At 70.4% G+C, this 22,363-nt stretch carries 22 protein-coding genes; 9 read left to right on the forward strand and 13 right to left on the reverse strand.

The window, feature by feature from the left end; genetic code table 11:
- A partial coding sequence (locus tag ABEA62_RS05535; protein WP_425557985.1) for a transposase occupies positions 1-174 on the reverse strand: 174 nt, incomplete at its 3' end.
- Between the two features lie 51 nt (positions 175-225).
- Between ABEA62_RS05535 and ABEA62_RS05540 the strand changes: the two genes are divergently transcribed.
- Positions 226-729, forward strand: coding sequence for a hypothetical protein (locus tag ABEA62_RS05540; protein WP_286216255.1), 504 nt, complete (start codon positions 226-228; stop codon positions 727-729).
- 69 nt (positions 730-798) lie between these two features.
- On the forward strand, positions 799-1,659 hold the full coding sequence (locus ABEA62_RS05545; RefSeq protein ID WP_286216256.1) for a helix-turn-helix transcriptional regulator: 861 nt from the start codon (positions 799-801) through the stop codon (positions 1,657-1,659).
- Here ABEA62_RS05545 and ABEA62_RS05550 read toward each other — a convergent pair.
- The 4 genes from ABEA62_RS05550 to ABEA62_RS05565 form a co-directional block, all read right to left on the reverse strand.
- The gene (locus ABEA62_RS05550) at positions 1,650-1,994 is read right to left on the reverse strand and encodes a hypothetical protein (protein ID WP_286216258.1); all 345 of its coding nucleotides are present in this window, start codon (positions 1,992-1,994) and stop codon (positions 1,650-1,652) included. The two genes, ABEA62_RS05545 and ABEA62_RS05550, sit on opposite strands and share 10 nt — an antisense overlap.
- A complete protein-coding gene (locus ABEA62_RS05555) occupies positions 1,991-2,332 on the reverse strand; it encodes a YidH family protein (RefSeq protein ID WP_286216260.1) in 342 nt (113 codons plus the stop codon). The genes ABEA62_RS05550 and ABEA62_RS05555 overlap by 4 nt, the downstream gene beginning before the upstream one ends.
- Before the next feature lie 73 nt (positions 2,333-2,405).
- Positions 2,406-3,500 (reverse strand): Rv2578c family radical SAM protein, encoded by a 1,095-nt coding sequence (locus tag ABEA62_RS05560; RefSeq protein ID WP_286216261.1) that lies wholly within the window; start codon positions 3,498-3,500, stop codon positions 2,406-2,408.
- Positions 3,501-3,531: 31 nt separating this feature from the next.
- Entirely contained in the window at positions 3,532-4,230 is a 699-nt protein-coding gene (locus tag ABEA62_RS05565; RefSeq protein WP_345379021.1) for a hypothetical protein, read from the reverse strand.
- Between the two features lie 203 nt (positions 4,231-4,433).
- Between ABEA62_RS05565 and ABEA62_RS05570 the strand changes: the two genes are divergently transcribed.
- Positions 4,434-6,341 carry a DUF4914 family protein gene (locus tag ABEA62_RS05570; protein ID WP_286216263.1) on the forward strand — a complete coding sequence of 636 codons (1,908 nt, stop codon included), beginning with the start codon at positions 4,434-4,436 and terminating at the stop codon, positions 6,339-6,341.
- Positions 6,342-6,460: 119 nt separating this feature from the next.
- Entirely contained in the window at positions 6,461-7,048 is a 588-nt protein-coding gene (locus tag ABEA62_RS05575; RefSeq protein WP_286216264.1) for a sugar O-acetyltransferase, read from the forward strand.
- A gap of 175 nt (positions 7,049-7,223) precedes the next feature.
- Here ABEA62_RS05575 and ABEA62_RS05580 read toward each other — a convergent pair whose 3' ends face one another.
- Positions 7,224-8,069 carry a phosphodiester glycosidase family protein gene (locus ABEA62_RS05580; RefSeq protein ID WP_286216265.1) on the reverse strand — a complete coding sequence of 282 codons (846 nt, stop codon included), beginning with the start codon at positions 8,067-8,069 and terminating at the stop codon, positions 7,224-7,226.
- 33 nt (positions 8,070-8,102) lie between these two features.
- On the opposite strand from ABEA62_RS05580, the gene ABEA62_RS05585 reads away from it, so the two are divergent.
- A complete protein-coding gene (locus ABEA62_RS05585; RefSeq protein WP_286216267.1) occupies positions 8,103-8,564 on the forward strand; it encodes a GNAT family N-acetyltransferase in 462 nt (153 codons plus the stop codon).
- Here the strand turns inward: ABEA62_RS05585 and ABEA62_RS05590 are convergent.
- Entirely contained in the window at positions 8,557-9,066 is a 510-nt protein-coding gene (locus tag ABEA62_RS05590; RefSeq protein WP_286216269.1) for a hypothetical protein, read from the reverse strand. The genes ABEA62_RS05585 and ABEA62_RS05590 overlap by 8 nt on opposite strands.
- 158 nt (positions 9,067-9,224) lie before the next feature.
- Here ABEA62_RS05590 and ABEA62_RS05595 point away from each other — a divergent pair, with 158 nt between their 5' ends.
- The 3 genes from ABEA62_RS05595 to ABEA62_RS05605 are packed head-to-tail and all read left to right on the forward strand — an operon-like array spanning position 9,225 to position 12,919.
- Positions 9,225-10,640: a hemolysin family protein gene (locus tag ABEA62_RS05595; RefSeq protein WP_286216271.1), complete on the forward strand. Its 1,416-nt coding sequence runs from the start codon at positions 9,225-9,227 to the stop codon at positions 10,638-10,640.
- The gene (locus ABEA62_RS05600; protein WP_286216272.1) at positions 10,633-11,682 is read left to right on the forward strand and encodes a hemolysin family protein; all 1,050 of its coding nucleotides are present in this window, start codon (positions 10,633-10,635) and stop codon (positions 11,680-11,682) included. The genes ABEA62_RS05595 and ABEA62_RS05600 overlap by 8 nt, the downstream gene beginning before the upstream one ends.
- Before the next feature lie 22 nt (positions 11,683-11,704).
- The gene (locus ABEA62_RS05605; protein ID WP_286216273.1) at positions 11,705-12,919 is read left to right on the forward strand and encodes a DUF2510 domain-containing protein; all 1,215 of its coding nucleotides are present in this window, start codon (positions 11,705-11,707) and stop codon (positions 12,917-12,919) included.
- Here ABEA62_RS05605 and ABEA62_RS05610 read toward each other — a convergent pair.
- Both ABEA62_RS05610 and ABEA62_RS05615 read right to left on the reverse strand, forming a co-directional pair.
- Positions 12,901-13,059, reverse strand: a complete 159-nt coding sequence (locus ABEA62_RS05610; protein ID WP_286216275.1) for a methionine/alanine import family NSS transporter small subunit — start codon at positions 13,057-13,059, stop codon at positions 12,901-12,903. The two genes, ABEA62_RS05605 and ABEA62_RS05610, sit on opposite strands and share 19 nt — an antisense overlap.
- Positions 13,056-14,654 (reverse strand): sodium-dependent transporter, encoded by a 1,599-nt coding sequence (locus tag ABEA62_RS05615; RefSeq protein ID WP_345379028.1) that lies wholly within the window; start codon positions 14,652-14,654, stop codon positions 13,056-13,058. Before ABEA62_RS05615 ends, ABEA62_RS05610 begins: the two co-directional genes overlap by 4 nt.
- 189 nt (positions 14,655-14,843) lie before the next feature.
- Between ABEA62_RS05615 and gdhA the strand changes: the two genes are divergently transcribed.
- Positions 14,844-16,187 (forward strand): NADP-specific glutamate dehydrogenase, encoded by a 1,344-nt coding sequence (gdhA, locus tag ABEA62_RS05620; RefSeq protein ID WP_345379030.1) that lies wholly within the window; start codon positions 14,844-14,846, stop codon positions 16,185-16,187.
- 370 nt (positions 16,188-16,557) lie between these two features.
- Here the strand turns inward: gdhA and pheT are convergent, their stop codons facing one another.
- From pheT to ABEA62_RS05640, 4 genes are all read right to left on the reverse strand, one after another.
- Positions 16,558-19,155, reverse strand: coding sequence for a phenylalanine--tRNA ligase subunit beta (pheT, locus tag ABEA62_RS05625; RefSeq protein ID WP_286216276.1), 2,598 nt, complete (start codon positions 19,153-19,155; stop codon positions 16,558-16,560).
- Positions 19,155-20,243 (reverse strand): phenylalanine--tRNA ligase subunit alpha, encoded by a 1,089-nt coding sequence (gene pheS / locus ABEA62_RS05630; RefSeq protein ID WP_286216278.1) that lies wholly within the window; start codon positions 20,241-20,243, stop codon positions 19,155-19,157. Before pheS ends, pheT begins: the two co-directional genes overlap by 1 nt.
- A 205-nt stretch (positions 20,244-20,448) precedes the next feature.
- Positions 20,449-21,879: a GGDEF domain-containing protein gene (locus tag ABEA62_RS05635; protein WP_286216280.1), complete on the reverse strand. Its 1,431-nt coding sequence runs from the start codon at positions 21,877-21,879 to the stop codon at positions 20,449-20,451.
- A 1-nt stretch (position 21,880) separates the two neighbouring features.
- Complete coding sequence (locus ABEA62_RS05640; protein ID WP_286216283.1) at positions 21,881-22,336, reverse strand: hypothetical protein; 456 nt, start codon at positions 22,334-22,336, stop codon at positions 21,881-21,883.
- Positions 22,337-22,363: the final 27 nt, after the last annotated feature.

The raw sequence follows: 22,363 nt of genomic DNA on the forward strand, positions 1-22,363 counted from the left end.
CCGCTCACCCCCGCCCGACCGTGCCCGCTCGGCCGCGACCCAGCGCCCCAACAAGGCCTCACCCACGCCGATCTCACGCGCCACCGCGACGATCGTGCGCCCGGTATCGATCACCAGCCGCGCAGCCTCACGCCGATACTCCGGCGTATACGTCTTCCTCTTCTTCGTGCCCATCACGGACATCCTCCCCGACAGGCACTCGCTCACGCGAAACCCGTCTGGTCAGTGTCCGGAATCCGGGGTCAACCCCAGGGGACACCCACCGCGGCCACGGAGGGAGAGCCGAACGATGACGAGTACTGCGAGCTCGTGATCGGCGCCGTGACGCGGTACAACGATGCGCTCGCCACGTATGTCGAGGACGCCTTGGCTGCGGTGACCGCCGCGGGCCTCGCCGGCGACATGTCGGGGGTCAACGCCTTGGGCACGACCGTCAACGACCTCGGCCTCGACGCGCGCGATGCGCTGTACGACGCCGTCGAGCTCGCGGATGACCCGGCCGCGCGAGACGGCCTGGCGGGGATGATTGCCTACGTGGACTCCTACCTGTCCCCCGTCGCGCTCGTGATGATCGCGGCCACCGACTTCGCCTCGCTGAACGAGGATCTGGTGAGCCTCACCCAGTCACGCATGGACCTCATCGAGGCACAGTCGGGACACGCCGCTGCCGTCGAGGCCTACACCGAGGATCGCTGCGGAGTCGAGATCGACGTCATGACGGCCGCGTAGGCGTCGCGCCAGCCCGGTGCGGCGCGCATCGGTTGACCCTCATGCGGGACCACGTGCTATCACCGTCCTATGTCCCCTGCAGCGCGAGCGAACGAGCCGTCCGCCGCGGAGTACGAGAGCCTGCTCGCCCTGCTCTCGGAGGCGGCGGCCACCACGACCAGGCACGACTTCGGGGCGGTGGTGTGCGAGGGACTCCTCGGCCTGCTGGAGCCGGCGGTGTCGGTGTCCTACAACGAGATCGGCAACGACATCGACCGCACGGCGGCCGTCATCCGGCCGGACCCTGGACCGGACTGGTTCGCCGAGCACCAGGGCTTCTACGAGGCGCACATGCACGAGAATCCGCTCGTGGCCCTCGCTGCGACCGAGGGCCTGCCCGAGCCGCGTGACTGGGTGGACGTCGACCCAGACCGCCGCTTCGAGACCACCCCGCTCTTTCGAGGCTTCTATGCTCCGCTCGGCATTCGCAGCCAGCTGGCGTTTGCCTTCCCCGGCGACGGCACGATCGTCGGAATCGCCGTCAACCGCGACGGCACGCCCTTCTCGGACCGGGAGCGCAGGCTGATGGGCCTCGCGGCGCCGCTGATCGCGCTCGCGCATCGCCACGCCGTCGGGACCACCGCGCCGCTGCTACGCCCGGCGGGAGCCGGACTCGGGGACGCCTGGACGCCTGCGGATCAGGCGATCGACGTCATGGTGAGCCGGCTGCGCGGGCGCGGCCTGACGGACCGCCAGGCACTCGTGGTGGCGCACGCCGCCGTGGGCGCGACCACGCGACAGCTCGCGCGCACGCTCGGCATCTCGGATGGCACCGCGCGCAAGCACCTCGAGAATGCGTATGCACGGCTGGGGGTCACCAACAGGGTCGCCGCGGCCGCGGTCGCACTGGGGCACGCGGGTCACGAGCGCTCCGCGCCCTCTCACACCTGAAGCATGACCCACGCCAGCGCCGCGATGCAGAGCGCGGCCGTGCCGCCCGCCACCAGCGACTGCCTCACGAGCGCGTGACCGATTGCGGCGGGGCGGCGCAGGACGTGGCCGTGCTCGTCGATGGTCGCCACATACGCCGACACCGACGCGTGGACCGCGAGCGCGAGCCCCACCCCGGCGGCGCCGGCCGCGAGCATCCACCACCCGAAGTCATCGGTGAGCATCCTCGCGATGGCAAGCGCCGCGAGCGCCACCTGGAACGTCGTGCGGCGCCACGACAGGACCGTGAGGTCGACCGCGTACAGATTCTGACGCCTGACCCGCCTGCCCTTCACGTGAGCACCCAACCCACGAGCAACAGCATCACCGCACCCCCCACGCCCGCCGCGATCCACAGTCCCGATCTCAGCTCGGGAATCTCCTCGCCATTGCGCAGCGCGCGATCGTTCACGCGCCAGCTCACGAGGGCCTGAGCTGCGTTCGCGATCGCGAGGAGCAGCAGCACACCGGCGGCGGCAAGCCGCCACCCGATGTCGATCGGCAGGTCGAACGCGACCAGCGCGACCCCCGTGACCATCAGGGCGAGCGCAGTGCGTATCCAGGACAGGAACGTGCGCTCGTTGGATAGCAACACCTGCGCCTCGGCGGCGCGATCACGGTCCTCGTGGGGCATCGGTCCTCCCGGGGTGGAACTCCTCGTCTCGACCGTACTCCGACCGTCGCGGCTCGTCCCGGGCGCATCCGGACTAGAAGAGCGTCACCGGCTCGGCGTGGCGCGCCGCGATGTCCCCCGCCGTGTCGGGATCGGCCGCGCGGGTCCTCCGCCACTCCCCGTTGGCGTCTCGCGCGGTGGCGCGGGACGACACGGAGCCGGTGTTGGGGTCCTCGGCGGCGCGCTCGAGGCCGTGGGCCGCGATCAGCGGCTTGATGCGGTCGGCGAGCCACCGCCGGTATTCACGCGGCGCGTAGGAATCGTCTCCGTAGAGCTCGCGGTAGCGCGGGATGAGGTCGGGGCGGTTGCCGTGGAGCCACTGGGCGAACCATTCCTTGACGCCGGGGCGCAGGTGGAGGGCCGAGTAGGTCACCGAGGTCGCGCCCGCCTCCTTGATGCGCGCGAGGGCGGCGTCGAGGTGGTCCTCGGAGTCGGTGAGAAACGGCAACACCGGCATCATGAAGACCGCGACCGAGAAGCCAGCCTCCGCCGCCGCCGTGACCGTCGCGAGGCGCGCCTGCGTCGTGGGCGTCCCGGGTTCGATGGCCTGCTGGAGGGAGTCGTCGGCGATCGCGATGGACATCCCGAGATCCACGGGGATCGACCCCCGTGCGGCGGTCAGCAGCGGCAGGTCGCGGCGCAGCAGCGAGCCCTTGGTGAGGATCGACAGCGGGGTCCCCGCGTCGGCGAGCGCCCGGATGATGCCGGGCATGAGCCGATACCTACCCTCGCAGCGCTGGTACGGATCGGTGTTGGTGCCCAGCGCCACGTGTTCGCGATTCCACGACGGCCTCGCGAGGTCCTTGCGCAGCGCGTCCGCGATGTTGATCTTGACGATCACCTGCGAGTCGAAGTCGGCGCCCGCATCGAGCTCGAGGTAGCGGTGCGAGGGGCGCGCGAAGCAGTAGACGCACGCATGAGTGCATCCGCGATACGGGTTGACGGTCCACGTGAACGGCACCGCGCTGCCCGGTCCCACGCGGTTGAGCGCGCTCTTCGCGAGCACCTCGTGGAACGTGACGCCCGCGAACTCCGGCGTGGTCACCGTGCGCACCAGGTTCGACATCTTCGCGAGCGCGGGCAGAGCATTCTCCGCTGGCGCGCTCAGCGCCTGTCCCTCCCACCGCATGCGCCCATTCGAACACGTGTTCGAATACCGGTCAAGCGGGCGCGCCCGTCACCGCCAGTTCGATCGTCGGAATCGCGCCCGGATCGGCTTCGAAGAGGAAGGACATCACCACGAGGTCCCACTCCTCGGGACGGGGCACCGACCACGAGGCCGACTCCCCGCTCGCGGGGCCCAACCCCACCGACTCGTCACATGAGCCGACCATGACGAGGGGAGGCGCCGTCAAGGCCTCGCCCAGTGCGACGGAGGTCGCGGGCAGGGTTGTCGTACACGCACCCGTCGCCGGATTCGAGGCAAGCGACGCCCCATCCCCGCGCGCACCCGCGAACGCCACCGAAAGGTCCACCACCCCTGGCGCGTCATCGCGACCGTCCCACGGCCACCAGTAGTCGGAGCGCTCCGCCGTGCTCCACGCGGAGGTCACGAGCGCCACATACGCATCCGCCTGCGCGCTCGAGCCCGCCACGTCCCGATACAACTCGACGCACACGTCGACGGTGCCCGCGAAGCGTTGCGAGAGCGCCTGCCACGGGCGCGCATGCACGGACTCCCATGGAACATCCTCGCGGCAGTCGGTCGCCACCTGGTCGAAGTCTCCCGTGACGACCGGGAGCGGGGCGGCCTCGATCGCCCGCACCTCGGGAGCGGTGGCCACGGTGTCGCCGCGCCACCACAGCCAGCCGCCGATCGCAAGCGTGATCGCCAGCAGAGTGATCACCACGGTACGCATCGGCCCCCCTCGCGCCAGAGGGCCCATCACCAGGCCCGATGCGAGCATACGGCGCCTGCCGCCGCACGCGAAGGCGACGCGAGCATCGTCCCCTCACCATACCCGTGACCTACGTCCCTTTTACCCTTCCTTTGGGAAAGGCAGACTCACGCTGGAGGGAGCACCGCAGGCGTGCCCCCGTCCGCATGACGAAGGAGCCGAGCGTGACCGACACCTTGACGTACCTGGACCAGTTGACCCTCGCACCCGAGGTGCGCGCGCTCCTCGAAGCCGCGCCCTCGGTCACGGTGCCCGCGACGCGGGCGGAGCTCTACGCCCTCTCGCTCGGCCCCGAGGGGGGACCCGTGTTCTCCGTCGACTACGACGTCGACGGAGAGGTGGTCACCGAGGCCACCGTCACGCGCTGCCGCAACGGCATGGCGGTCAACTATCCCGAGGACTACATGCGCAGGCGCGACCCGCAGTGCATGGTGATCGCGGACGACCGCCCCACGGACAAGACGCGCTTCGTGGATCGCTTTGGCCACGGCTTCGCCGACACCCGCGCGGACACGCTCGCATGGCTCGCGCGCCAGGACCTCGTGGTCGTGCCGTTCAAGGCGGGTGGACTCACCTACGGCTCGCCGTCGCTCGCGATCGTGCCCGTCAACGCCGGCTTCTTCGCGACCGCGCTGGTGGACCTCCAGGGCTGGGTGACCTTCGAGGAGCTCGGGGCCTACGAGCCGCGCTCGATCCTCTACGTCGCGCCGCCGTTCCGGCACACGCACTTTGACGGCCGCCAGGTGGTGGTCCACGACCGCTCCGAGACGCTCCACGAGATCTTCGCCTACAACCTCTACCCGGGTCCGAGCGCCAAGAAGGGCGTGTTCTCGGTGTTGCTCGACATCGGCGAGCAGGAGGGCTGGATCACGGCGCACGCCTCCGCGGTGCGCGTCACGACTCCGTACGACAACGAGACCGTGATCATGCACGAGGGCGCCTCGGGAGGCGGCAAGTCCGAAATGTGCCAGGACCTGCGCCGCGAGGACGACGGCCGCATCCTGCTCGGTACCAATGTCGTGACCGACGAGCCCTACCTGGTGACCCTCTCCGAGACCTCGGATCTGTCCCCCGTGACCGACGACATGACGCTGTGCCATCCCGCCGTTCAGGATGGGTCGGGCCGCATGGTGGTCGCGGATGCCGAGGACGGCTGGTTCGTGCGCGTCGACAACCTCACGACGTACGGCGAGGACGTCCAGTTCGAGCGCGCCGTCATCCACCCCGACACGCCGCTCGTGTTCTTCAGCATCGACGGCGTCGCCGACGCGACCGCCCTGCCGTGGGAGCACACCCCCGACTCGACCGGCAAGCCGTGCCCGAACCCGCGGGTGGTGATTCCCCGTCGCATGATTCGCGGCGTGATCGACCAGCCCATGGGCGTCGACGTGCGCACGTTCGGCGTGCGCATGCCCGCGTGCACCAAGGACAACCCGACCTACGGGATCATGGGGCTCACGCACTTCGTGCCCCCCGCGATCGCGTGGCTGTGGCGTCTCATCGCCCCGCGCGGCGACAAGAATCCCTCGATCGGCGAGGCGGCCGATGCCGTGCGCACGCTCGAGCACGGCGGCATGGTGTCCGAGGGCGTGGGCTCATACTGGCCGTTCTCGACGGGAACCAAGGTCGAGGCGGCCAACCTGCTGCTGCGCCAGATCGTGGACTTCCACCACACGCGCTACGTCCTCACGCCCAACCAGCACGTGGGCGCCTACAAGGTCGGATTCTCGGCCGAGTGGCTCACGCGCGAGTGGCTCGCCCGCAAGGGTGCCGGCCGCATGAGGGCCGATCAGCTCGAGCCGGCGCGCTGCGCGCTGTTCGGCTACGCACCCAAGGAGATCACCCTCGACGGCCAGCCGGTGCGCCGCACGCTGCTGCGCCCGGAGCTGCAGTCGCAGGTCGGCACCGAGGCGTACGACGCCGGCTGTGCGATCCTCACCGGCTTCTTCAAGGAGCAGTTGCGTCAGTTCATGACCGAGGACCTCGACCCGCTGGGCCGCCAGATCATCGAACTGTGCCTGCGGGACGCGAGCGTCGAGGAGTACGAGGCGCTCACGCCCATGTACTACTAGGGGCCGTGCGAGAGGGGACGATGCCCCGCCCGGGTGGGTGGGGCATCGTCCCTTCTGCGTACGGCGGGCCGGGACTTCAGGGTGGTGCCCACGTCACGCGCGCCCGCTAGCGTGGCGGGGTGACTCAGGACATGCCCACCCCGGACCCCAGCCGCACCGAGTACGACAAGCTCCAGGCCGACGAGTGGTTCCGGTACCGCGCGGGCCCGGAGCTCGCGGACATGCAGCGCGCGACCCTCGCTCGCCTGCGCGACCTCAACGGCCGCTACTACGAGGACCCCGAGGGCTCGACCCGTGCGCTCTCGGAACTGGTCGGCGAGTGCGGCCCTGGGCTCGACTTCCGCCCCCCGGTGTACCTCGAGTACCGCGAGCGCGTGCGCTTCGGCGCGAACGTCTTCATCAACGCGAACCTCATGATCGTCGGCTCGGGCACCGTGACCATCGGCGACAACGCGCTGATCGGGCCCGACGCGCGCTTCTACACCGTCAACCACGTGCTCGACGTCGAGCTGCGCCGCGAGGGCTGGGAGCGCGGCCTTCCCATCACGCTCGAGGCCGACGTGTGGCTCGGCGGATCGGTCGTGATCTGCCCCGGGGTGACGATCGGCCGCGGGTCGGTCGTGGGCGCCGGCTCCGTGGTCACGCGCGACGTGCCGCCCGGCGTGGTGGTCGCGGGCAACCCCGCCCGCGTCATCAAGGAGATCTGAACCCGGGCATCGTCCCCGACCCGACCCGCCCCACCCTCCCGCCTCCGCTCAGGTGCGCAAGTCACACATCTGAGGCCACGTGCGACCGGATCCCCGTTCAGCGCCGCCACACCGGTCACCAGATGTGTGACTTGTGAAAGCTCAAGGTCGACGATGCCGGCCCAGCACACACCGCTCAGCGCGGGGTGGCCGCGATCACCCCGGCGTATGGGCCCAGGAACGGCGTGGGATCCGGAGCCCCCGACACCCACAGCTGCGAGATCTGCCCATCGAGATACAGCGCGTCCTCGACGCCGAGCTCGTCGCGGAACATCACGGCAAAGTCCCACAGGTTGACGTACGTCCTGGTGATGACCAGGTAGACCGTCCGCCCGTCGGGGCTCACGCCCACTCCCGACCGCAGCGCGGTGTTCGAGCTGCCCTCCGTGAACTGGGGGTGGACCTCGCCATCAAGCAGCAGCGCAGGGCCCGACTGGGTCGCCTGCTCGACGCCCGCGCCGGTGTAGGCCGTGGACTCGACGACCGCGGCCGTGCCGTCAGCGCGGACCTCGAACACCGCGTTGGGCATGAGGTGAAAGTTCCCCGCGCCCTCGGCCAGGTTGAGCGCACGCAGTTCCTCTCCATCGGACACCAACAGGCCGCCCGGCGACAGGTCCTCGCTGAAGATTCCCGCGTTGGTGAGCACCGCGACCTCGGGATGGGCCTCGAGATACTCCGCGAGGTCGGTGCCCTCCGGGTCCTGCGGCCAGTCGACCCGCACGTCCCACGCGTCGAGGTCGAGCTCGACCACTCCGTAGGAGCCCCGCTCCCCCAGATTCAGGACCCGAGTCGGCACGTCGACGGGCGGCGCGACGGTGGGAGGGGACGATGCCCCGGGCGCCGGAGTCGACGGCGCCACGGTGGTGGGCACGGCAGTCGAGGGCGCCGCGGTAGCGGGGATAGCGGCGGGCGAGGAGCCGACCGAGCACCCGACCACGAGGCCCGCCATCGCAACTGCGACGAGGACGAGGCGACGAGACACCCCTGCAGGCTACCCGCGGCGTAGCCTGGCCACGTGGACCATCACCTGAGGATCGCGACGGCCGCGGACGCGGAGAGCGCGGCGCGCCTGCTCGTGGACTTCAACCGAGAGTTCGACTCCCCCGCGCCCGAGGCGGCGCAGATCGCGCCGCGCCTCGCGGCGCTGCTCGAGTCCCAGCACACCTTCGCGGTGCTCGGCGGCGAACCACCCGCCGGCATCGCACTCGTCACGCTCCGGCCCAACGTGTGGTTCGACGGTCCCGTCGCGCTGCTCGACGAGCTCTACGTGCGACCCGACCTCCGCTCCCACGGCATGGGCACGGCCTTGGTCGACGCCGTCGTGACGCATGCCCGGTCCCACGGGGTCGCTCTCCTCGAGGTCAACGTCGACGAGTCCGACACGGACGCCCTGCGGTTCTACGACCGCCACGGCTTCGCGCTGCGCCAGCCCGACACGGGTGAACGCGCCTTCTACCTGTCGCGCGCGATCAGCTGACCATCACGCCAAGAATGGGCCACACGACCACCAGCGCGACCGCGGTGACCGCCGCTCCCACTCCCCACACCGCGCCGTTCGGCAGCCGTACCCGCATCGCCAGCCGGATCGCGACGGCGTAGACGCCCAGCGTCACCACTCCCGGAACCAGGAAGAGCCCGTTGTTCCACCCGCCGGAACTCGACATCGCGGCCGCGACCAGGCTGATCACGGCGGCACCACCCCACGCCCACCACGGCGACCATCGCAGGCGCCGCTCGGACCTGGTGTACACCACGGCGCGCACACCCGCGAAGGCTCCCAGCGCGAGCATGTGTAACGCAGTCACGACGATCCCGACCACGACGTAGACCAGCCCCAACCAGGCATCGGGCGGCTCCTGCTCGATCGTGGGCAGAATCAGCATGCCGGGAACCACCCATCCCAGGACCGATCCCAGCAGGAGACCGGCGGCCATGACCACCGTCTCGGACCCCAGGGTGGGACGCGCATCGTCGCTCATGAGGCAAGACTGCCGCACGGGACACCCATTCCTTGGCGCCACGCTTCACCTATACTCGTCGCCATGCCTGACGGTCATAGTCCCGAGCGCCGGCCCGGAGCAGCCCTGCTCCCCCCGGCGCCTGCCCCCGTCCGCCGCGCCCATGAGGGAGGCCTCTCGTGACAGAGGCATGGCTCCTCCTGCTGCTGGCGCTGCTCCTCATCCTCGCGAACGCGCTCTTCGTCGCCGCGGAGTTCGCCTTCGTGACGGTCGACCGCCCCACGGTCGACCGTGCCGCCGCGGGCGGCGACAGGCGCGCGCAGTCGCTCCAGGCCGGCCTCAAGAAGCTCTCGACGGAGCTGTCCGGCGCGCAGCTCGGCATCACGGTCACCTCGCTGCTCGTCGGCTTCATCGCCGAGCCTTCGCTCGCGACCCTGCTGCGCAGCCCCCTCTCCACGCTCGGTCTCCCCGAGGGCAGCACGGTGGCGGTGTCGCTGACCCTCGCCTTCGTCATCGCGACCGCCACCCAGATGGTGATCGGCGAGCTCATCCCCAAGAACTGGGCGATTGCCGAACCGCTGCGCGTGGGCCGCGCGGTCGCGGGCGCCCAGCGCGGCTTCACGTGGTTCATGGGGCCGCTGATCCGCTTCCTCAACGGCTCCGCCAACCGCATCGTCCGGTCGTTTGGCATCGAGCCGCGCGAGGAGCTTGCCTCGGCCCGCTCGGCCGGCGAGCTGCAGTCGATCGCGGAGCGCTCGGGCCAACAGGGCACCCTCGAGCCGCGCGTCGCGCAACGCCTCGCGCGCGCCGCGGAGATGCGCGACCGCACCGCGTCCGACGCGATGACCCCGCGCACGCGCGTGCACTTCGTGAGCGCCGATGCCCCGGTGGCCGAGGTCCTTGACCTCGCCTCCCGCACGGGTCACGCACGCTTCCCCGTCATGGGCGAGAGCGTGGACGAGATCGTGGGCGTGGCCCACTTCAAGCGCGCCCTCGCGCTTCCCGCGCGCCAACGCGCGACGACCCCGATCTCGGAGATCGCGATGCCCGTGGACTCCGTGCCGTCGACCATGCCGCTCAGCGCGGTGCTCGAGACGTTGCGCCAGGGCTCGCAGATCGTGGTCGTGGTCGACGAGTACGGCGGCACCGATGGCGTGGTCACGCTCGAGGACCTCGTCGAGGAGATCGTCGGGGAGATCGAGGATGAGCAGGACCGTCCCGTCAGCCGTCATCGCCGCCTCAGCGAGAACCGCTGGTCGCTGTCGGGCCTGCTGCGCCCCGACGAGGCGGGCGAGCTGATGGGCCTGGACCTTCCCGAGGGTCGCGAGTCCGACACCCTGGGCGGCTTCCTCACGGAGCGCCTCGAGCGCTTCCCCGTCGTGGGCGACACGGTCGACTTCGAGGCGCGCGACGAGGCACACCGCGACGAGGACGGCATCCCGGTGCCGGTCACCGCGCGCATGACCGTGGTGCGCCTCGACGGCCACCGCGTCGATCGGGTCCTGGTCGAGGTGGTCCCGCCGCCGGACCCCGATGCGGCATCCGAGCCGCGCTCCGACGCATCGTCCTCTCGGAAGGAGTCCGGCCGTGAGTGACCTCACCGCAATCCTCATCGCCGTCGCCCTGCTGGCAGGCAACGCATTCTTCGTGGGTGCCGAGTTTGCGCTGATCTCGGCACGCCGGACCCAGATCGAGCCGCTCGCCGCGGCGGGCTCGCGCCCGGCACGCATCACGCTGCGCGGCATGGACCGGGTCTCGCTCATGATGGCGGGAGCCCAGCTGGGCATCACGGCATGCTCGCTCGGACTCGGTGCGATCGGCGAACCCGCGGTCGCGCATCAGCTCGAGAAGCCGCTCGAGGCGATCGGCGTGACCGGCCCGTGGCTGCACGGCATCGCCTTCACCATCGCCCTGCTCATCGTGGTGTTCCTCCACATGGTCCTGGGCGAGATGGTGCCCAAGAACATCGCGATCGCCGGCCCCGAGCGCTCGGCGCTCATCCTCGGTCCCGTCCTCTACGGCATCGTCTGGATCCTCAAGCCCGTCATCTGGTCCCTCAACTGGATCGCGAACATCGGCCTGCGCCTCCTGCGCGTCGAGCCGCGCGACGAGGTCACCTCGACGTTCGCGGCCGAGGAGGTCGCGGGACTGCTCGCCGAGTCGCGTCAGGAGGGCCTTCTCGACGAGCACGAGCACCGCGTGCTCACGGGCTCGCTCACGCTGAGCTTCGAGACGGTGCGGGACGTCATGACGCCGCGCGAGGAGCTCGTCACGCTGCCCGTGGACGTCACGCCGCAGCGCGCACAGAAGGAGTGCGTGCGCACCGGCTTCTCGCGCTTCCCGCTCGTGGACGCCGCGGGTCACTTCGTGGGCTACCTGCACCTCAAGGACTTCGCCTCGGTGGCCAGGGGCCACGCCACCAAGCCCGTGCCGTCGACCGCGGTGCGCCCGCTCAGCGAAATCTCGCCCGAGGCCTCGCTTGAGGAGGCGCTCACCGCGATGCAGGCGCGCGGCACCCACCTCGCGCTGGTGCGGGATCCAGAGTCGGGGGAGGTGCTCGGCGCCGCGATGCTCGAGGACGTGATCGAGCGCCTCGTGGGCGAGGTCGTGGACGCGACACAGGCCGTGGGCGCGTAGGCGAGCGGACGGGACGGCACCCATGGACGAGCGCGGCTGGCTGCCGGAGGACGAGTGGCAGCCGGCACGCCGGCCGGTGCCGCCTCCTGCGCCACCCCAGGTGCCGCCGCCAACGCCCCGCCTGCCGGCGGCGGGCTGGCTTCCGGACCCCAGCGAGACCGGGCTCGAGCGCTACTGGGACGGCACCCGCTGGACCCGCCGCATACGGGACCGTGACACGAAGGTCGAGAGGGGCATCGTCCCTCCTGCCTACGCGCTGGCGGCGGCCGAGGCCGAGAGGGCGAGTCGCCGCGAGCGCCGCGGGCGTCGGTGGTTCGGCGCGACGCTGACGGTGCTGGTCCTGGTGCTGGCCTCGAGCTTCGCGAGCAGCGCGGGGCTATTGCCCGAATGGGGCAACCCCGGTGCCGCGGCCTCGGCGGCCCTTGCGCAGGCGATCGCGGAGGCGCCGCCGCTGCCCGAGGACGTCGCGTTCCCGGTGTTCGGATCCTCCGCCATGGTGACGAGCCTCGCCGCGGGGATGGTCGCCCAGCAGGACGACATCGACGTGACCGCGTGGGTGCGCGAGCAGGGTGACGCCGCGGTAGATGACGCGATGCGCGAGGCCCTCGCGCAGAACCCGTATGCGTTCGTCAACGGCTGGACCGTGACGGACTACGGCGCACGCGTCGAGATCTCCCCCGACTACACGTACGACGCGGCCGAGGCGGAACGGCGCCGCGAGCTGACGATGATCGGCGTCGAGGCGGGTCTCGCGGCCTCGGGAGCCCTCGAGACCACCGACCAGGCGGAGCGCGTGCGCCTCATCAACGACTACCTCACGGCGGTGGCCGTCTACGACGATGCCGCGTTCGAGGCGATCGACGCGTCCGGGCAGGCGCTGCCGGGCACCGAGGAGCTCGTGGCCCGCAGCCAAGAGGCCTACGGCATCCTCGTCGACGGCACGGCCGTGTGCAACGGATACGCGATGGCCTTCCTCGCGATGGCGCATGAGGCCGGTCTCGAGGCGGTGATCGCGACGGGATCCGACTCCGCGGGCGTGACAGGCGGGCTGCATGCGTGGAACAAGGTGCGGGTCGACGGCCGGTGGCTGCTCGTGGACGTGACGTGGAACGACGGCTCTCCGCCGAACGAGGACTACCTCCTCATCGAGGACGACTCCAGGGTGCTGGCGACGCGCACGTACGACGCGGAGTGGGTGGTCGACACCGCGCTCGGCAACTACTCGAGTGGGGCGTAGTCGGGCACCACGGTGTCCTCGCCGCCATCGGGCAGGTGGCCTGCCTCGGGCCGGCGTGCCAGGAACACGATCGACGCCACCAAGCCTCCCCAGATGATGGCCATCACCACGATCATCAGGACCAGGGCATCGGCATTCATCGCGGCCTCCCTTCGGGCTCGTACTCGTCGTGCGGATGGTCGGGAAGGCCCAACTGGGCCCGCGTGGGCCACACGTGGAATCGCGCGATGTTGCGGCGCCACCGCAGCAGCGGCATCGCGAGAGCGGCCGCCAGCAGGAACGCGAGCGTCCCCCACCCGAAGACGGCGAGATACCAGCCGGGATAGCCCTCATATCCGTCGTTGATGAGCGTGGTGGTCTTCTGCACGAACATGGAGAGGAGCAGCAGCGCCACGACGTTGACCAGGATCAGCCAGCCGCGCCCGGGACGCAGCGTCGACACCGCCGCGAGGTGGCGCTGAAGTTCGCTCGAACGACCCGCGAACCACAGCGACGCGGCGATCATCGCGACCGCTCCCGCCACGATCCCCAGCTGGTTGGACCACTGGTCGACCACGTCAAGCAGGAACAGCCCCGTCGTGGTGCCGAATCCGATCACCGAGAGCACCGCGGAGACGATACCCACCGCGACCGCGGAGCCTCGCGGGTGCCAGCCGAACTTGTCCTGCAGCGCGCTCGAGACGGCCTGCAGCACGGAGATGAGCGACGTGAGGCCCGCGACTACCAGCGAGCCGAAGAACAACGCGCCAAAGATCTGACCGCCGGGCATCTGGGCGATCACGGTGGGGAACGTGATGAAGGACAACTGCACGCCGGTGAGGCCCTCGAGGTCCGCGACCGCGATCCCCTGCTGGTGGGCGAGGAAGCCTAGCGTCGCGAACACCCCCACGCCGGCGAGGATCTCGAACGAGCTGTTGCCGAACGCGACGACCAGACCGGGCGCGGTGATGTTTGAGCGACGGCGCCGGTACGACGCGTAGGTGAGCATCACCCCGTACGCGAGCGACAGCGAGAAAAAGACCTGCCCGTAGGCCGCGATCCAGACCTGAGGGTCGCGCAGCGCGGAGAAGTCGGGAGTGAAGAGAGCCTCGACTCCCTCGGCGGCGCCGTCGAGCATGAGCGCACGCACCACGAGGATGCCGAACGTCACCACGAGCAGCGGGATGCCCACCACGTTGAGTCGCTCGACGCCGTTGTGCAGTCCGAGCGCGAGGATCACGATCGTCACCACCCAGACCGCGACGAGCGGGATGAGGACGCTCGGCACGAACGTGAGGCTCACCGTGCCCGGCTCCCCCAGCTGGAGGAAGTCCCGCGCGAAGAAGGTCGCCGGATCCTCGGCGTAGTCGAGGTTGAAGCTGAAGAAGAAGTAGCTGACGGCCCATCCGATGATGACGGTGTAGTACAGGCCGATCACGAAGCAGATCGCGACGTGGAACCAGCCCACGCCCTCGGCCCGCCGGGCGACGCGGCGCATCGCGAGCGGCGCGGAGCCGCGGAAGCGGTGGCCGATCGCGTTCTCGAGGAACAGGATCGGGATTCCCGCGGTGAGCAGCGCGATCACGTAGGGGATCATGAACGCTCCCCCGCCGTTCTCGTACGCCTGGCCGGGGAAGCGCCAGATGTTGCCCAGTCCCACCGCGGAACCGATGGCTGCCAGGATGAACGCGGTCTGCCCGCTCCAGTGCTCACGCTTCTCGTGAGTGCCGGGGGGCGTGGCTGGCTGCTCGCTCAAGGTGACCTCCGGGTGGGTGCGCCGATGCGCTTCACGCTAGTCCCGGCAGGAACGTCTCGCCTGGTGAGGAGGTCCCAAGGGTCGGGGACGATGCGCGGGTTGACTACACTCGAGGTGGCACCCGATGCCCCATGGTCCTCCTCGACGCCGAGGGGGGCCATTGCCTCATCCCCCGTCAGGAGAGCCCCCATGACCGCCCTGAGCGAGACCCTCATCCCCATCTTCGACGACGTCGTCAAGCGCAACCCTGGCGAGGACGAGTTCCACCAGGCCGTGCGCGAGGTGCTCGAGAGCCTGGGTCCCGTGGTGGCCAAGCACCCCGACTACGCGGACGCGGGTGTCATCGCGCGGCTGTGCGAGCCGGAGCGCCAGGTGATCTTCCGCGTGCCGTGGATGGACGACTCCGGCCGCGCCCAGTTCAACAGGGGCTTCAGGGTGCAGTTCAACTCGTCCCTGGGCCCATACAAAGGCGGCATTCGCTTCCACCCCTCGGTCTATTTGGGCATCGTGAAGTTCCTGGGCTTCGAGCAGATCTTCAAGAACTCCCTCACCGGACTGCCGATCGGTGGCGGCAAGGGCGGGTCCGACTTCGACCCGAAGGGCAAGAGCGATGCCGAGATCATGCGCTTCTGCCAGTCCTTCATGACCGAGCTGTCACGCCACGTGGGCGAGTACACCGACGTTCCCGCGGGAGACATCGGGGTGGGCGGACGCGAGATCGGCTACATGTTCGGCCAGTACAAGCGGATCACCAACCGTTACGAGTCGGGCGTGTTCACCGGCAAGGGACTCGCGTGGGGCGGCTCGCAGGTGCGCACCGAGGCCACCGGCTACGGCACGGTTTTCTTCGTGAACGAGATGCTGCGCACGCGGGGCGACTCTCTCGACGGCAAGCGCGTGGTCGTGTCGGGCTCCGGCAACGTGGCGATCTACGCGATGGAGAAGGTGCATCAGCTGGGCGGCACCGTGGTCGCGTGCTCGGACTCGGACGGATACGTGGTCGATGAGGCCGGCATCGACCTCGACCTGGTGAAGGAGATCAAGCAGGGCCGTCGCGGCAGGCTCAGTGAGTACGCCGAGTCCCGGGGCGCGAACCACCGCACGGGCGGTTCGATTTGGGACGTGCCGTGCGACATCGCGCTGCCGTGCGCCACGCAGAACGAGCTCAATGCGCGCGATGCGGCCACCCTCGCGGGCCACGGATGCGCGATCGTGGCCGAGGGCGCGAACATGCCCTCCACCCCCGAGGCGGTGCGTGTGTTCCGGGAGTCGGGCATCCGATTCGCTCCGGGCAAGGCCGCGAATGCGGGGGGCGTCGCCACCAGCGCGCTCGAGATGCAGCAGAACGCGTCACGCGACTCGTGGAGCTTCGAGCACACCGAGCGTCGCCTGCAGGACATCATGAGCGGCATTCACGACCGCTGCCTTACGACCGCCGACGAGTACGGGATGCCAGGCGACTACGTCGCGGGGGCCAACATCGCCGGCTTCACCAAGGTGGCTGACGCCATGCTCGCGCTGGGGCTCGTGTAGAGGCGTGAGGGGCGTGCGGAGCAGCCGCCGCACGCTCCGCCCGCTCCGCACGCTCCGCCCGCTCCGCACGTGCCCCCTATGGGACACCTATGGTCGGTTTGAGGAGTTCTCGGCGCGCTATGGGACACCCATGGTCGCGCGACCCACCCAGCCGCTCTAGGTCCTGCCTTCCCGGCGAAGCGACCCTCAGCGTCCCATGGCAGGCACACACCGACGTAAACCGACCATGGGTGTCCCATAGCGCGCAAGGTTGGTCAAGGCGAGCGCAAGGGTGGTCAAGGCGAGCGCGCGGGTGGGTAAGGGGGGCGCGCGGGCGCGCGGGCGCGCGCGGCAAGCGTGAGCCGAGCAGGCAGTGCGAACGTGCCGCGGCTTAGCGCAGCACCGCCCCGCACTTCTCCCCCGCCGCCGCGATGATCGCGCGCCGCACCTCGAGGACCTCCTCCGCGGTGAGCGTGTGGTCGAACGCGCGCATGCGGACGTTGATCGCGAGCGACTTCTTGCCCTCGCCCACCTGCGGACCCGAGTAGACATCGAACACGCGTGCGTCCTCGACCACGCCCTCACCCGCCGCAAGCACCGCCTCGACCAGGGCCCCGGCGGGCACCGCGGCGTCGACCACGAACGCGAAGTCCTCCTTCGCGAGCACTTGCTGCGACACGGGGGACGCCGTCACCAACACGCCCTCGGACACCGCGATCATCGGGTCGAGCAACAGCTCGAACGCCACGGTCCTGGCCGGCAGGCCCAGGTTCTCGCACACCTTGGGGTGCAGCTCGCCTGCCCCGCCCACGATCTGCCCCTCGAGGCGGTAGATCGCCACGCGGCCGGGGTGGAACGGAGAGGTCGAGAAGCGCTCGCCCGCGTCGGGAGAGACCTCAAGCACCACGCCGCATGCACGCTCGACGCGCTCGACCATCGCCAGGGCGTCGGTCCAGTCCCACGCCGTCGCGTGCCCGTTCCAACCTGCGGCGACCCTGTTGCCCGTCATGATGCCTGCGACGCGTCGCACCTGGCCGGGGATGGCCTTGTTGAGCGCCTCGACATCGTCCGGCGTGATCGATCCACCCGAGTAGGTGGCGGGCACCGCGCCCACGAGGCGACCCAGATACGCGCGCCCCGTCTCGTAGACGGCCACGTCCTGGGCACCGCGGCCCAGGTTGACGCGCACCGCGTCGACCAGGGTCTGCAGCAACGCGGTGCGCAGCAGCGGCTGCTCGGCGCTGAGGGGGTTGGCCAGGCGGATGACGTCGCGGCGCTGGTCGTAGGCGGGCAGCAGGACCTCGTCGAGACGCGCCTCCGAGATGAAGGGGTACGTGAGCACCTGCGTGAGGCCCGCCTCGGCGAGCGACCGCGCGACGGACTTCCGCGCGATCTGCGAGTGGGTGTAGCCGCGGCCAGGAGGGGCGACGGGCAGCACCGAGGGCAGCGCCTCGAGGCCCTGCAGGCGCGCGACCTCCTCGACCAGGTTGATGGGAGCCACCAGGTCGGCACGCCACGTGGGACGGGTCACCACGAGCACCTCGCCGTCGCGCTCGACCTCACACCCGACCTGCTCGAGGGCGTCGATGACCTGCTCGGCGGTGTACGGCACGCCCACGATTCGCGCGGGGAAGTCCACATCCATCTCGATGGGCTCGATCGCAGCGACGTTGTTCACATCCGTGTAGACGTCCTCGATCACGCCGCCGCCGTGCTCGACCAACAGTCGCGCGGCGCGCTCGACGGCGACCGGAGGCAGCGAGGTGTCGACCGCACGCTCGAAGCGCCGTGACGCCTCGGACCCGAGCCGGTGCCTGCGCGCCGTCCGCGCGATCGAGATCGGGTCGAAGTGCGCGCCCTCGAGGAGCACCTCGGTCGTGGCGTCGGAGACCTCAGTGAGGGCACCGCCCATGACACCCGCGATGCCGATTGCGCGCTCGCCGCGTCCGCCCTGCGAGTCCGCGATCACCAGGTCCTCGCCGTGAAGCACGCGAGTGACGTCGTCCAGCGTGACGATGCTCTCGGCCGGTCGCGCGCGACGCACGACGATCGGCTCGCTCACGCGTGCGAGGTCGTACGCGTGCAGCGGCTGACCCAGCTCGAGCATGACGTAGTTGGTGACGTCGACCGCAAGCGAAATCGAGCGCATGCCCGCCGCCTCGAGGCGCGCCTTCATCCAGGCCGGCGACGCGGCCGTGGGGTCGAATCCGCGCACGATGCGCGCGACGAACCGGTCGCACCCCACCGTGCCGCGCACGGGGGCCTGGTCCTCGATCTCGACGCCGAAGCCCGCGCCGGGAGCGCCCGACACGTCGATCGCCGCGGGGTCGCGGAAGGTCTGTCCCGTCGCGTGGGCATATTCGCGCGCGACGCCACGGATCGCGAAGCTGTAGCCGCGATCCGGGGTGACGTTGATCTCAATCGTCGACTCGTCGAGCCCCAGCAGCGCGATCGCGTCCTGTCCGGGCGAGAGGTCGGCCGCGGCGAAGCCCATCTCGGTCAGCACGATGATGCCGGTGTGGTCCTCGCCCAGGCCCAGCTCGCGCGCCGAGCAGATCATGCCGTCCGACCAGTGGCCATACGTCTTGCGCCCCGAGATCGGGAACGGCCCGGGCAGCTCGGCGCCCGGCAGCACCACCACGACGTAGTCGCCCTCGACGAAGTTATGCGCGCCGCAGACGATGCCGCGCGAGGGCGGGAAGGTCTCCTGGTGGTCGGGCTTGTGGCCACGCACCAGGCCATCCGGACCCGCGGGGTCGTTGAACTCCCCCACGTCGACGCGGCAGTAGTTGATGGTCTTGCCGTTCGACTGCGCCTCCTTGACGAGCGACAGGACGCGACCGACGACCAGCGGCCCCTTGACCGGAGGACCGTAGAGCCCCTCCTCCTCGAGGCCCACGCGCGCGAGCGCCGCCGCGACGTCCTCGGGGGACGAGCCGGGCACCAGGTCGACCGACTCCGCGAGCCAGCTAAGCGGAATCTTGGGCATCAGATCTCCATCCCGAACTGCTGTGAGAAGCGCACGTCGCCCTCGACCATGTCGCGCATGTCGGTGACACCGTGGCGGAACATCAGGGTGCGCTCGATCCCCATGCCGAACGCGAAGGCCGTGTAGCGCGTCGGGTCGATGCCCGCGGCCACGAGCACGTTCGGGTGCGTCATGCCGCACCCGCCCCACTCGATCCAGCCCGTGCCACGGCACGTCCGGCACGCGGCGTCCTCGCCGCCGCACACGAAGCAGCGCAGGTCCATCTCGGCGGAGGGCTCCGTGAACGGGAAGAAGGACGGGCGCAGGCGCGTCACGGCCTCGGGCCCGAACATCGCCTTGGCGAAGTGGTCGAGCGTGCCCTTGAGGTGCGCCATCGTCAGGCCCTTGTCGATCGCGAGGCCCTCGATCTGGTGGAACACCGGAGTGTGGGTCGCGTCGAGCTCGTCGGTGCGGAAGGTCTTGCCCGGACACACGACGTAGATGCCGCGGCCCTCGTTCTCGAGTGCCTCGCGACGCTCGAGCGCGGCGCGCACCTGCACGGGCGAGGTGTGGGTCCGCATCAGCAGTCCCGAGCTCGGCGGGTCGATGAAGAACGTGTCCTGCATCTCGCGCGCCGGATGATCGGGGTCGAAGTTGAGGGCGTCGAAGTTGAACCACTCCGCCTCCATCTCGGGGCCCTCGGCGACCTCCCAGCCCATGCCGACGAACACGTCGCACATGCGCTCCTGCATGGTCTCCAAGGGGTGGCGTGCGCCGGGCGCCTGACGCGAGACGGGCAGCGTGACGTCGACGGCCTCCTCGACCAGCACGCGTGCGTCGCGTTCGGCCTCGAGCTCCGCCGTCCGCGCCTCGAGCGCAGCGCCGATGCGTCCGCGCGCCGCGCCCATCGCCTTGCCCGCCGCGGCCTTGTCGGCGGGGGCCAGATCCTTGATACCGCGGTTGGCGAGCGTGAGAGCCGCCTTGTCGCCCGTGTGAGCCAGGCGCGCGTCCTTGAGCTCGTCGAGCGTCGTGGCCGCGGCGAACGCGGCGAGCGCTGACTCGACGGCGGACTCGACGCCCGCGGCGTCGAGCGGGGAAAGATCAGTCATGAGTGGCCCTTCGCAGCCTCGGAAACCTCCGGAAGTCTACCGGTCGCGCGGGGGGCGTCCTGAAGGAGTGAGGGGGGACGATGCAGGCGCGGCGGTCGCTGTCAGGCCCGGCGGTTCTCCCCGGGCCTAGATAAAGAAGCGCACGGCGGCGCGGCCTGGACGGCGGCGCGGGCTCGTGGACATGCCCCTCACCGTAGCAGGCGCCTCAGCCGTGGGCGCCCTCGTATGCCGCACCCTTCTCGGTGCGTCGCCCGGACACCATGGCGTGGTCGGCGGCACGCACGAGGTTCGACAGCCGGTACTCACCTCGCGACGTGTCGACCCACCCCGCGCTCACGCCCACGTCGAAGCGTTCCCCCACCGCCTCCTCGAGCAGGTCCTGCGCGCACGTGCGCATGCGCTCGACGTGCCTCTCGGCATCGTCGTGCGAGGCCATCCACAAGACCGCGGCAAACTCGTCTCCGCCCAGGCGCGCGACCACGTCGCGCGGACCGGACGCCTCGACGAGGCCGTCGGCAACGGCGCGCAAGGCGGCATCGCCGATCTCGTGACCGGCGCCGTCGTTGACTGACTTGAAATTGTCCAGGTCGAAGACGGCCACCACCACGCGCGCCGACCTTCGCCTGGCCGCCTGCAGCACGTCGTGGCCGCGCACCTCGAAGTGGTGACGGTTCGACAGGCCCGTGAGGGCATCGGTGCGTGCCCGGGCCGAGAGCTCGCCCGCCGGGAGCCGCAGCACCCACAGGATGAGGCCCAGCACAACCGCGAGCGTGAGGACAAAGATGACGAAGGTGAGCATGGTCCGCTCGAGCGTCGCGATCGTGGGGAGGACGGCGTCGCCCTCGACCTGCACCGCGAGCGTCCAGGGCAGCGACGCGTCGACGGGGCGTTCGTAGTAGACCGAGGTCCCGTGGGGGATCACCGCCCCCGAGCCTGTCGCAACCCGCGTCCCTGCGGGAGGCTCGACTGCGGAGTCGCCCGCGAGGAGCACGCCGTCACCCGTGACCGCCGCCGTCCCGAACCTCACCCCTGAGGACGCGGCGAGCGCGTCCTCGATCACTCTGGAGTCGGTCACCGCCACGACCGCGCCGACGACCTCGCCGGTGCGGTTGCGCGCGGCGAGTGCCGCGTGGAGGAGCGTGCGGCCGTCGTCGGCCACGACGGGCGCCGTCCACACCACCCCGGGCTCGGCGCGCGTGAGCGCGATCCACTGCTCGGGCGCGAGGGCCTGGCGCTGCGTCACGGCGATGTCTCCGCCGGCCTCACGCCGCACCTCCTGGACGGTGCCGTCCCGACCCCACACCTGAATCGCGTCGATCGAGGGATGCGAGGCCAAGGGCGGCCCGGCAAGAGCGAGCACGCGATCGGCGTGTGCGGCGAGCGACGCATCGGCCCCGAGGGATCCCGCGATTGTCCGCAGCGTCGCCTCGGCGGGGCGGGTGGCGCCGGCGACGAGCACCGCGGTGGCGTCGCCGACCACGGTCGCGCCCTCGACGGCGGCCGTCCGTGCATCGGCGACCACCGCGCCGCGGAGCACGAACGACGCGGCGCTGATCGCGACGAGTGCCACCAGCACCGCGCCGAAGACCCACGGCAGAGGATCTGCCGGGCTACGGACCGCGAGGCGGCGGGACACGCTAGAAGGGTGACCCGAAGAGCACCGTCAGGACCGCCGCCATGACCGCGGTGTTGACGAGCGGAAGGCCGATTCTCAGGGCTCGCGGGATCTGAGGATTCTTGACGACCATGACGTTAGTGAGAAACATCAGCACCGCGAGAATCGCGCCGACCCCGAGATACCACCAGAGGACCAGCGCCAGCGGGGCGAACATCGCCGCCCTCTCGGGCGCCTGCACGTGGGCGCCCATCTTGAGGATCGGCTTGCCATCGAGGTACAGGGTCTGGAAACCGGGGATCACGCCGCCCGACGTCAGCCGCGAGGTCGATCCGTTGCGCATCGGGATCGCCCAGCCACCCCTACCGCGCTTGATGACCGCGCCGTCGATCCTCACCTTGTACAGCAGCCCCAGGACGCCGTCGACCTCGACCTTTCCCCGTGAACCCGGGATGTCGAGCCGTCGCGTGTTGTCCATGAAGCCTCCTCAGCAGGCGTCGTCAAG

The organism is Demequina sediminis, assembly GCF_039545075.1.
GTDB lineage: Bacteria > Actinomycetota > Actinomycetes > Actinomycetales > Demequinaceae > Demequina > Demequina sediminis.